Genomic DNA, 12,475 nt, shown 5'->3' on the forward strand with positions numbered 1-12,475 from the left:
CACGAGGCTCATTCCGGGACTATCCGCGACAGCGCGCCGCCCCGGGAGAACTCCACGTTCGTGGGGTAAGTCAGCCGGCCGAGGACCTTCTCGACGCGGTATCCCTGCTCGACGCGGTGACCCCGACCCTGCCGTGTCTCGACGGCGGTAGACATCCGACCACCTCCGGGCGACGCGGGCCGTCCGCGTACCGGACAACCTCGGCAAGCCTTCGTTCCCGCGCCGCTGGAAACGGTAAACGGCAGGCCGCGCCGGCGGTCCCCGCCCCGGGTCCGGCTACGCCGCGGCGGCGCCGCCGGCACCGGCGAGCGTCATGCCGGTCTCCGGGTCGCCGCGCTCCAGCACCACGACCGCGAGGTCGTCGGCCAAGGGGCCGCGAGCGTGCGCCTCCGCGGCGCGGGCGAGTGCGTTGGCGATCCCCTGGGGCGTCCCGCGGGTCCGACCGAGGACCGCCCCGACGTCGTCGTCACCCAGCAGGGCGCCGTCGGGCGATCGGGCCTCGGTCAGCCCGTCGCTGAAGAGCACGAGCCGCTCCCCCCGAGCCAGGCCGATGCGCTCCTCGGAGTACGCCGTGCCCGGCCGCACCCCGAGCGGGGGCCCGCCGGCGTACAGCACCGAGGGGTCGTTCTCCACCGAGACGAGGAACGGGGCGGGGTGGCCCGCGTTGGCGTAGCGCACCATGCCGGTGCGGGTGTCCAGCAGCGCGTAGAAGGCGGTGACGAAGGTCCCGACGTCGACCTGCTCGGCTATGGCCGTGTTCGCGCGCGAGAGCACGGAGGCGGGGGAGGGGTCGTCCAGCGCGAAGGAGCGCAGCGCGCCCTTGGCGGCGGCGGTGTGGCGCGCCGCGGCGATCCCCTTGCCGCTGATGTCGCCGAGCACGACGGCGACGCGGTGCTCGTCGACCCGGATGAAGTCGTAGAAGTCGCCGCCCACGCGCGCGCCGTCCATCGCGGGCCGGTACGTGAGTCCCAGGCCGATGCCCCTGATGGGGAAGGGCTTGGTGAGCAGCGCGTCCTGCAGGGTCTGGGATATCAGCGCCTCGGTCTCGAAGCGCCGGGCATTGGCCAGAGCGATCCCCAGCTGCTGCGCGAGACCCACGGCCAGCTCCACGTCGGAGCGCTCGAACTCGGGAACGCCGTGCTCGGGAGCGGCGATGAGGTCCACCCGGCCGATGAACTCACCCTCGGCGGTGAGCGGCAGCGACACGAGGAAGCGCGCGCGGCAGTCCTGCCGGCTCGGGGCCTGCAGCAGCGTCAGCCGTCGAGTCCGGCCGCGAAGCGCGTGGTCCCGGACGCGCAGGCGCATGTCCGAGGAGAGCCCGAGCGCGTCGTCGGTGCCGAAGCCGTGGACGTGCGGGCGTCCGTCGGCGCCGCGAAAGACCGTGAGCGCGGCGGAGCGCCCGTGCAGCAGGGTGGCGATGTGCCGCAGCCCGGTGCGGGCGATGCTCCTCGCGTCCATCGTCTCGTTGATGGCCCTGCCCGCTTCGGCGACGACGCCGACGGACTCGAAGGTCCGCCCCAGGCTCCCCTGCATCTCGCGGAAGCCGTCGGCGAGCAACCCGATCTCGTCGGCGCCCCGGACCTCGATCGGCCCATCGAAGTCGCCTCCCGCGATCCGCGAGACGGCCTCGGTCAGCCGCTTGACGGGCGAGAGGATCCCCGCCGACACGCGCCAGGTCGCCACGGAGGCGACCAGGAACGCGATGAGGGTGGCCAGCACGGTCTCGTCCCAGCGCCCCGAGGCGTGCCAGCGCAGCCGCCAGGACTGGTACGTCATGAGGGCGAGCAGAGGCAGCGCCCCGGCGAGCACCAGGGCGACCAGTCTCAGTCTCAGGCTCCGTCGCATCTATCTCCGCTGCCTTCCTCCCGCGCCGGCGGCCGCCGGCCGACGCGGTCGCTCGATCGGACCTCGCCGGCGCGTTCAGCAAGCCGCCTTCCGAGGCGCGCGAACGCACCGGGCGGGTGCGTTCCGTTCTCGGCGAGGGTGAGGAGCGGGGAGCGGGAAGGGGAATCGTGCAGGTGTGGGGCGGATCGAGGACGCCGGCAGGCTGCGTGCCGCGGGGTGCGTAACGCCGAACGAGGGAGGAGACGGCATGGAGCAGGGGCACGGGGGTCACGAGGAGCACGAGGCACATCGGGAGGCGCCGCCCGCTCCCGCCGCGCACGCCGCTCACGGCGAGGCCCCGGCCGCGGGGCGGCACGCCGGCCATACGGTGGCGGACTTCGCCAGGCGGTTCTGGGTCTCGCTCGCGCTCACGGGACCCGTGCTGGCGCTCTCCCCGACGCTGCCGTTCATCGGCGAGAACCCGCTGCCCGACTTCCCCGGGGCGGCGGCGCTGACGCTCGTGCTCGCCTCGGTGATCTACTTCTACGGCGGCTGGCCGTTCCTCAAGGGGATCGTGCGCGAGTCCCGCGTCCGGCGCCCGGGCATGATGACGCTGATCGCCGTCGCCATCACCACGGCCTACGCTTACAGCGCCGCCACGACCCTGGGGCTGCCTGGCGAGCCGTTCTTCTGGGAGCTCGCCACGCTGATCGACGTCATGCTGCTCGGGCACTGGACCGAGATGCGCTCCGTCGGCTCCGCGTCTCGCGCGCTGGAGGCGCTGGCGCGCCTGCTGCCCTCCGAGGCGCACCGCCTGCTGCCCGACGGCTCCACCGAGGACGTGCCCCTGGACGCCGTCGAGGTAGGGGACAGGGTGCTGGTGAAGCCGGGGGAGAAGGTGCCGGTGGACGGGCAGGTCGTGGACGGGCGGTCCTCGGTGAACGAGTCGATGCTGACCGGCGAGTCCAAGCCGGTGGACAAGAGCGAGGGCGAAGAGGTCATCGGCGGCTCGATCAACGGCGAGGGCTCGCTCGTGGTGGAGATCCGCCGCACCGGCGGGGAGTCGTTCCTGTCGCAGGTGATGGAGATGGTGCGGCAGGCGCAGGAGAGCAAGTCCAGGACGCAGGACCTGGCCGACCGCGCCGCACTCGTGCTGACGATCGTGGCCCTCGGCGGCGGGGCGCTCACGTTCGCGGCCTGGACGGCGCTCGCTGCCGTCCCGGCGGCGTTCTCGCTCGAACGCACGGTGACGGTGATGGTGATCGCCTGCCCGCACGCGCTCGGGCTCGCGGTGCCGCTCGTGGTCGCGATCTCGATAGCGTTGGGAGCGGGCAGGGGCGTGCTCATCCGCAACCGCAGCGCCTTCGAGGACGCGCGCAAGGTCGACGCAGTCGTGTTCGACAAGACCGGCACGCTCACGCTGGGGCAGTTCGGGGTCACCGACGTGCTCGCGTTCGACCCGGAGCTGCCCGAGGACCGCCTGCTCGCGCTGGCGGCCTCGGTCGAGGCGAACTCCCAGCACCCCATCGCCAAGGGCATCGTCGCCTCGTCCCCGTCCCGGATGCCGGTTCGCGACTTCGCCTCGATCACCGGGCGCGGCGCCCAAGGGGAGGTGGAGGGCCGGGGCGTGATGGTCGTGAGCCCAGGGTACGCCCGCGAGCGCGGCTTGGAAGCGCCGCGTGAGGAGGACGTCGCGCGCCTCGCGGAGCAGGGCAAGACGATCGTGTACGTGATCGTGGACGACGCCCTCGCCGGCGCGGTCGCGCTGGCCGACATCATCCGCCCCGAATCGCGCCGGGCCGTCGACGACCTCAAGGAGATGGGCGTCAAGGCGATGATGCTCACCGGGGACGACCGCCGCGTGGCGGCATGGGTGGCCGGCGAGCTGGGGCTCGACGAGTACTTCGCCGAGGTCCTGCCGCAGGACAAGGCCGCCAAGATACGCGAGGTCCAGGCGCAGGGCTACGTCGTGGCCATGACGGGGGACGGGGTGAACGACGCGCCGGCGCTTGCCCAGGCGAACGTGGGCATCGCGGTCGGGGCGGGCACGGATGTGGCCGTGGAGACCGCCGACGTCGTCCTGGTCCGCAGCGACCCCCGTGACATCGTGGGCGCGGTCGCGCTGGCCAAGGCGACGTACCGCAAGATGGTCCAGAACCTCCTGTGGGCGACCGGCTACAACGTCGTGGCGATCCCGCTCGCGGCGGGCGTCCTGTACTGGGCCGGGGTGCTCCTCTCGCCGGCGCTCGGTGCGGCGTTCATGTCTGCGAGCACGGTGATCGTCGCGCTCAACGCGAAGCTCCTGCGGGTCTAGGCCGGCGGCTCGCCGCAAGCCGTCGTGCGCAGCGGGCAGAGGCGCGGGAGGGGTCGCGTCTTCGGCGCCTCACCCCGCTGCCGCTTCGCCGGCGATCCGCCTGAACACGAGCACCGCGAGGTCGTCGGTCAGGCGGCCCCCGGCGAACTCCTCGGCGGCCAGCGCGAGCGCGTCGGCGAGCTCGGAAGGCGAGGTGGGCCACGTCCGCTCCAGGAGCGCCGCCACACCCTCCTCGCCGAAGAGCGCGCCGTAGGGCCCCCTGGCTTCGGTCAGGCCGTCGCTGAACGCGACCACCCAGTCGCCATCCCGGAGCCGCACGGTGCTCTCCTCGTACTCGAAGCCCGGCACCACTCCCAGCGGCGGCCCCCCTACCGGGAGGACGGACTGCCTGCCCTCCGGCGCCGTCAGCACGAACGGCGGAGGGTGCCCGGCATTGGCGGTGCGGACCTCGCCGGTCTCGGTGTCGAGCAAGGTGAGGAACACCGTGACGAACCGCCCCGGCTCGAGTTGCTCGCCGATGACGACGTTCGCCCTGTCGAGCACCCGCCCGGGGCTGGGGTCCTCCACGGCGAAGGACCGGAGAGCCCCCTTGGCGGCCGTCATGTGCCGCGCCGCCTCCAGGCCGTGCCCGCTGATGTCTCCGAGGACGAGGACGAAACGCACCTCGTCCACGCGGATGAAGTCGTAGAAGTCGCCGCCGACGCGCGTGCCCTGGGTGGCCGGCCGGTACGCGAGCCCGACCTCGGTCCTCGGGATGGGGAAGGGCTGTGTGAGCAGCGCGTCCTGGAGTGTGCCGGCGATCTCGCTCTCGAGCTCGAACCGCCCGGCGTTGGCCAGGGCGACCGCGATCTGCTGCGCGAGTCCGACCGCGAGCTCCACGTCTCCGCGCACGAACTGCGGCTCCGCGTGCCGGGGAGCGACCACCACATCCGCCCGCCCGATGGCCTGCCTCTCCGCGGAGAGCGCGAGCGACACCAGGAAGCGCCCGTAGGGGTAGCGCTCGTCGCGGGGGTCGAGCATGGTGAGCCGGTAACCGCTCTCGGCCAGAGCGGTGTCGGGGACGCGGGAGCGGGCCTCGGAGGAGAGGCCCTCGACGTCGTCGGTCCCGACACCGTGGAGCGCGGGGTCGTGGGCGAACAGCGTCACGACGCCGGCACCGGCGTGCAGGAGCCGAACGAGGTGGCGTGCGCCGGCGAGCGCCACCTCGTCCACGAGGGTGGCCTCGTTCAGGCGCCCTCCGGCCTGCGCGACCTCCCGGACGGACGCGAACGTGCGCCGCAGGCTTCCCTGCATGTCCCGGAACCCCTCGGCGAGCACGCCGATCTCGTCATCGGTCCTGACGGCGACCTCCGTGTCGAAGTCCCCCGCGCTCAGCCTCTCCGCCGCGGAGGTGAGCCGGGACAGCGGCCAGAGGATGCCCGAGGACACGCGCCAGCCGGCGGCCGCCGCGATCAGCAGGATCGCGGCCACTATCGCGAGAGCCTGCGCGATCTCGCCCGTGACGTGGCGCAGGGCCTGGCCGCGCAGGCGGTAGAAGCCCACGGTCCAGCCGATCTCGGGCACGGGCACGTGCGAACCGATGTACGGCGAGGGCAGCCCGGGCAGTCCGATCCGGCGGGCGGCGCCGACGCGCCCCTCGAGTGCCGCGCGCACGGTGGGGACCTCCGGGCCGAGCGGGCGCCCCGCCTCGAGCGCGGCCGACGCGGGGGCGTTGCTGTAGGCGAGCCTGCCCTCCGGGTCCGTGACGATCACGACCCCGCCCGGCGTCTCCGTGCGCACGATGCCCCCGATGTCCGCCGCGTCGAGGGCGACCGCGACGAAGCCCCTGACGGGAGAGCCGACGGGTGCGAGCACGAGGAGACCGGCCCGTCCGTCGATGTCGCGCAGAGCGGTGATCGCAAAGGGCTCCCCTCGGCGCACGCGCTCGAACTCCGGCAGTGAGGCCACCTCCTCGGCCGCCTCCGGGGGGAACGTCGTGGCCACGACCTCGCCGTCGATGTCGGACACCGTGAACTCGGACAGCGGGGCGTGCTGTCCCAGCGAGCGCAGGTACTCCTCCGACTCCTGAGGGGTGAGCCTGCCGCCCAAGACGGCCAGGCCGACCGCCTGGCCCTGTTCGGCCATCTGGTGCACGAAGCGGTTGAAGCCCGCCGAGCCGACGCGGGCGTTGCGCTCCGTCGTCAGCAGCGCCTGCTCGGTCAGGTCGTCGTAGAGGTGGGCGAGCTGGTATCCGACGAAGGCGATCAGCGGCACCGCGACGACGGCGACCAGCAGCACCAGCTTGCGTCTCAGCCCGTAACCTCGCACTCCCGCCCCCGTTCGCTCAACGAGTCTTTCCCCGAGGAAGGGTAGGGACCTATCGGTAGGGGGACCTCCCGGGGCGGCGGAGACGGGAGGGCCGAAGCGGCGAAAGGGGTGAACGGCATGGAAGGACGTGCCCGAGTGGCGGTCAACGGTTACGGGGTGATCGGAAAGAGAGTGGCCGACGCGGTGGCGGCACAGGAAGACATGGAGCTGGCGGGCGTGGCCGACCTGGTGGACGACTACCGGATCCGGGTCGCGGCGGAGCGCGGGTACGCGGTCTACGCGTCCCTGCCGGAGAAGCGGGGCTCGATGGAGGAGGCGGGGTTGCCGGTCGCGGGTTCGATCGAGGATCTCCTCGGGCAGGCCGACGTGGTGGTGGACTGCACGCCGAAAGGGATCGGCGCGGCGAACAAGGAGCTCTACGAACGAGCGGGCGTCAAGGCGATCTTCCAGGGCGGCGAGAGGCACGAGCTCGCCGGATACTCGTTCGTCGCCCAGGCGAACTACTCCGGAGCGATCGGGCGCGACTTCGTGCGCGTGGTCTCGTGCAACACGACGGGGCTCGTGCGGATGATGCACCCACTGCTCGAGCGCGGGTGGGTCAAGCGGGCGCGCGCGGTGCTGCTGCGGCGGGCCACTGATCCGTGGGAGAGCCACCGCGACGGGATGATCAACACGGCGGTCCCCGAGACCAAGGTCCCCAGTCACCAGGGCCCCGACGCGCAGACGGTGCTTCAGGGGCTCGACATCACGACCATGGCGGGGGCGGGCCCCTACAACCTGAGCCACCTCCACTACGCCATGGTGGAGACCGAGCGGCCGGTGAGCCTCGACGAGTTGCGCCATGCCCTGTGGCTGGAGCCCAGGGTGGCGTTCGTGGAGGCGACCGATGGCCTCGTCGGGCTGAACAGCGTGGTCGAGCTGATGCGAGACCTCCGCCGTCCCCGCGGCGACATGTGGGAGGTGGCGGTGTGGGAGGACGCGCTGGCCTCCGACGAACGCGAGGTGTACCTCACCTTCCAGGTGCACAACGAGGCGATCACCATCCCCGAGGACGTCGACGCGATCCGCGCGATGACCGGCATCGAGCGGGATGCGGCGGCCTCGATCGAGAAGACCGACCGCGCACTCGGCGTGGTGAGGAGCTTCCTCCCGAGGACGCTCGGCGAGGAGGCGGACCACGCCGCGATGCATGAGCGGCTCGCGGGACGGCCGGATCGCATGGAGGAGGGCTTCAAGGGCGCCGAGGAGCCGACGGAGGCGGTGGTCGCGGGCGTGCCCGAGGACTGACCTTCGCGCTACTCCGCGTCCACGGCCTCCGGCACGTGACGGGTGCGTGAGACCTCGAGCGTGAGGCGTCGCCACATGGTCCGCGTAGGATCCAGGACTCTGCTGCAGGAGAAGCTGCGGTTCTCCATCGCCGTCGGGGGCGTGGCGCTGGCGGTCGCGCTCATGCTCGTGCTCGCCGGCATGTACGCCGGTATCAACAGGCAGATCACCGCCTATCTCGACAACGCTCCCGCCGATGTCGTGGTGGCCCAGCAGGGCACCCGCAACTTCCTCGGCGCCAGCTCGCGGGTCCCCTCCTCGGCGATCCCGGCGGTGCGGGACGTGGAGGGCGTGGAGCGGGTGTCCGGGGTGATCGCGCAGTACGTGGTGCTGGAACTGCACGGCCGCAAGGAGTTCACGCTGCTCGTCGGCTACCGTCCGGACGAGGGCACGGGGCCCTGGGCGGTCACCGAGGGGACCGCCGACATCGGCGACGACGAGGTCGTCCTGGACGAGGCTCTCGCGCGGCTGCGGGGCCTGGGCGTGGGCGAGGACCTGGAGATCCTCGGACGGGAGTTCCGCGTCGCCGGCCTCTCGCACGGCAGCTCCACCTTCATGACCGGTACCGCTTTCGTCACGTTCGACAGCGCCTCAGACGTCGCCGCCACCGCGGGCAACCCCTCGTTCCTGCTCGTCGAGACGGCGCCCGGGCACGAGGCGGGGCAGGTGGCCGAGCGCATCGATGACGCGCTGCCGGACGTCAGCGCGTCGAGCCGCACGCGCGTCGACGCCAACGACATCCGGCTGTTCGCCGCGATCCTCAAAGGGCCCGTGGGCTTCATGGTCGGCGTGGCGTTCCTGGTCGGCGTGATGCTCGTCGGGCTCACCATCTACACGGCCACCGTCGAGCGGTCCAAGGACTACGGAGCGCTGAAGGCGATCGGCATCCGCAACCGCCGTCTGTACGCGATCGTGCTGGAGCAGGCGCTCCTGTCCTCGGCGGTCGGGTCCGGGCTCGGGATCGCGCTCGCCTTCGCGTCCGGCGCGGTGATCGAGTACCTCAACCCGCGGTTCCTCATCGCCATCGGCTGGTGGCTCCCGGCGGCGGTCGTCGGAGTGGCGCTGCTCATGACCGTGCTGGCCGCGCTCGCTCCGGCCTTCGCCGTCGCCCGCATCGATCCCGCGGTCGCGTTCAAGAGGGGGGTGTGAGCGTTGAGCGTGCCGGTCGCCTGGCGGAATCTGTCCGAGAGCCCGACGCGGTTCTTCATCAGCATCGGCGGCATAGCGCTGGCGGCGCTGCTGGTGCTGGTGCTGGACGGCGTGTTCGAAGGCTCCCAGCGCCAGGTGACGGCGTACATCGACAACTCCGACTTCGACGTGGCGGTCTCGCAGCGCGGCGTGAAGAACCTGCACATGACGACCTCGTTCTTCCCTGCCGAGCGGCTGGAGGAGATCCGGGACGTGGAGGGTGTGGCGGACCTCTCACCGATCCTCTACACGACCAGCTTCCTCATCTCCGAGGACGACAGGAGCCTCGTCTACCTGATCGGCTACCGCCCGGGCGAGCCCGGGGGGCCGTGGGTCGAGGGAGCCGGGGACGTGCCGCCGCGCCCCGGCGAGGTGGTCGTCGACGAGCGGATCGCGGAGCGCCTCGGTGTCGGGATCGGTGACGAGGTCGTCCTCGGAGGGCGGCGCGTGCCCGTGGGCGGGCTGACGAGGGACACGGTGAACATCGTCAACGCGATCGCGTTCGTGCGCTTCGAGGACTTCGAGCGGATGCAGGGGGTGCGCGGCGTGGCGAGCTATGGGCTCGTGCGGACCGAGGAGGGGGCGTCCGCCGACGAGGTCGGCGAGCGGATCCGCGAGACGGTCGACGGCGTCACCGTCCAGACGCGCGAGGAGTTCGCCGAGAGCGAGAGGCGGATCGTCGGCGACATGAGCGTGGACATCATGAGGATCATGAACGTCTTCGGGTTCCTCATCGGGCTGGCGGTCGTCGGCCTCACGGTGTACTCGTCCACGCTGTCGAAGCTGCGCGAGTTCGGACTGCTGAAGGCGGTCGGGGCGCCAGCCGGCCGGCTGTTCCGGGTCGTGTTCGGTCAGGCGGCGATCAGCCTGACCGCCGGTCTCGCGCTCGCGCTGGCGCTCGCGGCGCTCGTGGCGGTGGCGTTGCCGCTGGCCGGCTCGAACCTCTCGGTCGTGATCGCGCCGGTCTCGGTGCTGCGCGTGGCGGCGAGCGCCGCGGTCATAGGGCTTCTCGCCTCGGCGGTCCCCATCGCGAGGATCGTGGGGCTGGATCCGGCCGACGTGTTCAGGCGCTAGATGGAGGAGTGGCCGATGGACGCACGCGAGAGCGGTCAGGTCGTGCTGGACGTGACCGGGGTCACCAAGGTCTTCGGCGAGGGCGCGGCGCGCGTGGAGGCCCTCAAGGGCGTCGACATGCGGGTGCGCAGCGGCGAGGTCGTCCTCGTCATGGGCCCTTCCGGCAGCGGCAAGACGACGCTGCTCTCGATCATGGGGGCCCTGCTGAAGCCCACCGAGGGCTCCGTGCGCTTCGGCGACCTGGACGTCACCGCGCTGTCCGAGCGCGACCTGCCCGACGTGCGGATCGCGCACATCGGGTTCGTCTTCCAGGACTTCAACCTGCTCTCGGCGCTGAACGCCCGCGAGAACGTCGAGGTCGTCCTCGACATGGCGGGGGTGCGTTCCGACGAGGCGCGCCGACGCGCCGAGGAGCTGCTGGTGGGGCTGGGGCTGGAGGAGCGCCTGGATTTCCGGCCCGACAAGCTCTCCGGCGGCGAGAAGCAGCGCGTCTCGATCGCCCGGGCGCTGGCGAACGACCCCGACGTGCTGCTGTGCGACGAGCCCACCGCCAACCTGGACTCCAAGATCGGCCACGACGTCGTCCTCCGTCTCCGCGCGATCGCCGACGAGCGGGCGAAGAGCGTGGTGATCGTCAGCCACGACGAGCGGATACGGCCGCACGCCGACCGCGTGCTGTGGCTGGAGGACGGGCGCTTCAAGGAGATGGCGCGGATGGCGATCGATCCGGTGTGCGGGATGGCGGTCGACCCCGAGACCGCTCCCGCTTCGCTGACCGAGGACGACACGACCTACTACTTCTGCTCCCAGGGGTGCATGAGGGAGTTCCGGGAGCGTCGGGCGGGGACCGAGGCGGGAGGCTGAGGCACCGCCGATGCGGGTAGGTAACGGGTTTCCGGCGTCCGAGGATAGAGGAGGTTGGTCTCATGCATGTGACACAGATGTCGGTGCACGACGCGACGATGGACTGGCCGAAGGACCACCAGCAGAGGGCGCAGCAGCTGGTCGACAAGTACGGACAGCCCCAGGAGGTCAGCACGACGCACCTGACCTGGTTCGACAACGGCCCATGGAAGCGGACGACGCTGTACCGGAACGAGTTCCAGCACGACTTCCCGAAGCCGCACAAGGACTACCTGAAGCAGGCCGTGGACTACAAGGTCCCGCCGGAGAAGGCCTGCGACATCACCGCCTTCGACGGCAGCGTCATGTTCGACCGCACCGCCGGCGAGCTGGCGGCGCGCTGTGACGCGGAAGCCGCCAACTTCCTCGGGATAAACCTCGCCGACCAGCTCGTCACCGGCAAGATCGACGTCGCAGAGGCGCGCAGGCAGTACGGCGAGAACATCTCGAAGATGATGCAGGGTCAGATGACGCCGTTGATGGAGGCGTTCCAGTTCTCGCTGCCGCAGGCCGGCACGGGTGACCCCGACCAGAGCACGATCGGCGCGAGGATGTAGCGCGGGAGCGGCGGCCTCGCCTGGCCGTCAGCGCGTCAGTCGGGGCCCTCCCGCCGCATCCGCCGGAAGAGGACGGGCGGCGGTCAATCGATGAGCAGGCCTGGGGTGAACATGTCCTCGACGGGCTCCGTTGTGAGGTATGTGAACTGTCCGGTCTCGGGATCCTCGTGGAAGATCAGAGCCTCTCTGACGTCGCTCGCATCAGCACCCAAGTCCAGCCGATCGCCCTCCACTCGCCGGCCGACGGTCGCCGACCACAGTTCCGCTACGCGGTACTCCCTGTCCTCGACACGCACCTCTTCCGGGATCGGGTCGACCTCCATCGCCAGCCGCTCGATGTAGCGGAACACCGGGCCGAGCGGCGCGTCGGTCTGGACCGCGAACGCGGCAACCAGCCGATCGAACTGCTCCCCCGTCATCCGCTCCGTGAGCCGCCCGGCCGTGGGGAGCAGCCCGGAGGACGCCAGTTCTTGCGAGGAGGCGATCACGTCTGCGATCACCACGTCCGAATCAGCAAGACTGGCCTCCAGGTAGATGACCTGCTCGCCGCCTGTGAGAAGCGGAAAGGGGAAGGGTGCGTCGTCATAGACGACGGTCACAGCCCGCACGTCCGCGTCTGCGAGCCGACCGCCCAGGGCGTCTTCGATTCGCTGCCTCACGCTCTGCAGCTGTGCGTCAGACGGCGCTTCGGTCCCGTCCACGAGCCCGCCTATCCCAAAGAGCAGGGCCACAGGGGCGCAAGCAGTCAGGATCATCAGGACGACGACCACGGTGAGGGCGATCAGCCACGTCCTATGCCTGACTATCGACGCGGCGAGTTCGTCTGCCGAGGAGGGCTCTATCGGGCGAGGGGGATCGGCGGAACGCATCCCGGCGCCAGGGTCGGCATCAATCACGTCGTGTCACCTCAAACGTCCCGGTTCGCTGGCGGGTTAGATGCCAGGCTGCACGGCTTCGACCATCTCCAAGAACTGTGCTACCT

At 71.2% G+C, this 12,475-nt stretch carries 10 protein-coding genes; 6 read left to right on the forward strand and 4 right to left on the reverse strand.

The features are described 5' to 3' along the window. Positions 1 to 8: 8 nt before the first annotated feature. Both IBX62_01175 and IBX62_01180 read right to left on the reverse strand, forming a co-directional pair. Positions 9 to 155, reverse strand: coding sequence for a hypothetical protein (locus IBX62_01175; GenBank protein MBE0475702.1), 147 nt, complete (start codon positions 153 to 155; stop codon positions 9 to 11). Between the two features lie 121 nt (positions 156 to 276). Then, on the reverse strand, positions 277 to 1,845 hold the full coding sequence (locus IBX62_01180) for a SpoIIE family protein phosphatase (GenBank protein MBE0475703.1): 1,569 nt from the start codon (positions 1,843 to 1,845) through the stop codon (positions 277 to 279). A gap of 247 nt (positions 1,846 to 2,092) precedes the next feature. Between IBX62_01180 and IBX62_01185 the strand changes: the two genes are divergently transcribed. Continuing rightward, positions 2,093 to 4,138 (forward strand): copper-translocating P-type ATPase, encoded by a 2,046-nt coding sequence (locus tag IBX62_01185; GenBank protein MBE0475704.1) that lies wholly within the window; start codon positions 2,093 to 2,095, stop codon positions 4,136 to 4,138. Between the two features lie 69 nt (positions 4,139 to 4,207). Here IBX62_01185 and IBX62_01190 read toward each other — a convergent pair whose 3' ends face one another. Further along, entirely contained in the window at positions 4,208 to 6,445 is a 2,238-nt protein-coding gene (locus tag IBX62_01190) for a SpoIIE family protein phosphatase (protein MBE0475705.1), read from the reverse strand. Positions 6,446 to 6,562: 117 nt separating this feature from the next. Here IBX62_01190 and IBX62_01195 point away from each other — a divergent pair, with 117 nt between their 5' ends. The 5 genes from IBX62_01195 (at position 6,563) to IBX62_01215 (ending at position 11,493) form a co-directional block, all read left to right on the forward strand. Next, entirely contained in the window at positions 6,563 to 7,732 is a 1,170-nt protein-coding gene (locus IBX62_01195; GenBank protein MBE0475706.1) for a type II glyceraldehyde-3-phosphate dehydrogenase, read from the forward strand. Positions 7,733 to 7,807: 75 nt separating this feature from the next. Beyond that, on the forward strand, positions 7,808 to 8,920 hold the full coding sequence (locus IBX62_01200; protein MBE0475707.1) for an ABC transporter permease: 1,113 nt from the start codon (positions 7,808 to 7,810) through the stop codon (positions 8,918 to 8,920). A gap of 3 nt (positions 8,921 to 8,923) precedes the next feature. Continuing rightward, positions 8,924 to 10,033, forward strand: a complete 1,110-nt coding sequence (locus IBX62_01205; GenBank protein MBE0475708.1) for an ABC transporter permease — start codon at positions 8,924 to 8,926, stop codon at positions 10,031 to 10,033. A 15-nt stretch (positions 10,034 to 10,048) separates the two neighbouring features. Then, the gene (locus IBX62_01210) at positions 10,049 to 10,897 is read left to right on the forward strand and encodes an ATP-binding cassette domain-containing protein (protein MBE0475709.1); all 849 of its coding nucleotides are present in this window, start codon (positions 10,049 to 10,051) and stop codon (positions 10,895 to 10,897) included. Positions 10,898 to 10,959: 62 nt separating this feature from the next. Further along, complete coding sequence (locus tag IBX62_01215; protein MBE0475710.1) at positions 10,960 to 11,493, forward strand: hypothetical protein; 534 nt, start codon at positions 10,960 to 10,962, stop codon at positions 11,491 to 11,493. A gap of 83 nt (positions 11,494 to 11,576) precedes the next feature. Here the strand turns inward: IBX62_01215 and IBX62_01220 are convergent, their stop codons facing one another. Then, entirely contained in the window at positions 11,577 to 12,389 is an 813-nt protein-coding gene (locus IBX62_01220; GenBank protein MBE0475711.1) for a hypothetical protein, read from the reverse strand. Between the last annotated feature and the right edge of the window lie 86 nt (positions 12,390 to 12,475).

The sequence above is a fragment of the Coriobacteriia bacterium genome (assembly GCA_014859305.1).
In the GTDB taxonomy this organism is placed as follows: Bacteria; Actinomycetota; Coriobacteriia; order Anaerosomatales; family Kmv31; genus Kmv31.

What these genes read in the sequence shown, in the direction of transcription:
- IBX62_01175 (MBE0475702.1), bottom strand. Translation starts at nt 155, where the DNA reads ATGTCTACCGCCGTCGAGACACGGCAGGGTCGGGGTCACCGCGTCGAG.
- IBX62_01180 (MBE0475703.1), bottom strand. Translation starts at nt 1,845, where the DNA reads ATGCGACGGAGCCTGAGACTGAGACTGGTCGCCCTGGTGCTCGCCGGG.
- IBX62_01185 (MBE0475704.1), top strand. Translation starts at nt 2,093, where the DNA reads ATGGAGCAGGGGCACGGGGGTCACGAGGAGCACGAGGCACATCGGGAG.
- IBX62_01195 (MBE0475706.1), top strand. Translation starts at nt 6,563, where the DNA reads ATGGAAGGACGTGCCCGAGTGGCGGTCAACGGTTACGGGGTGATCGGA.
- IBX62_01200 (MBE0475707.1), top strand. Translation starts at nt 7,808, where the DNA reads ATGGTCCGCGTAGGATCCAGGACTCTGCTGCAGGAGAAGCTGCGGTTC.
- IBX62_01210 (MBE0475709.1), top strand. Translation starts at nt 10,049, where the DNA reads ATGGACGCACGCGAGAGCGGTCAGGTCGTGCTGGACGTGACCGGGGTC.
- IBX62_01215 (MBE0475710.1), top strand. Translation starts at nt 10,960, where the DNA reads ATGCATGTGACACAGATGTCGGTGCACGACGCGACGATGGACTGGCCG.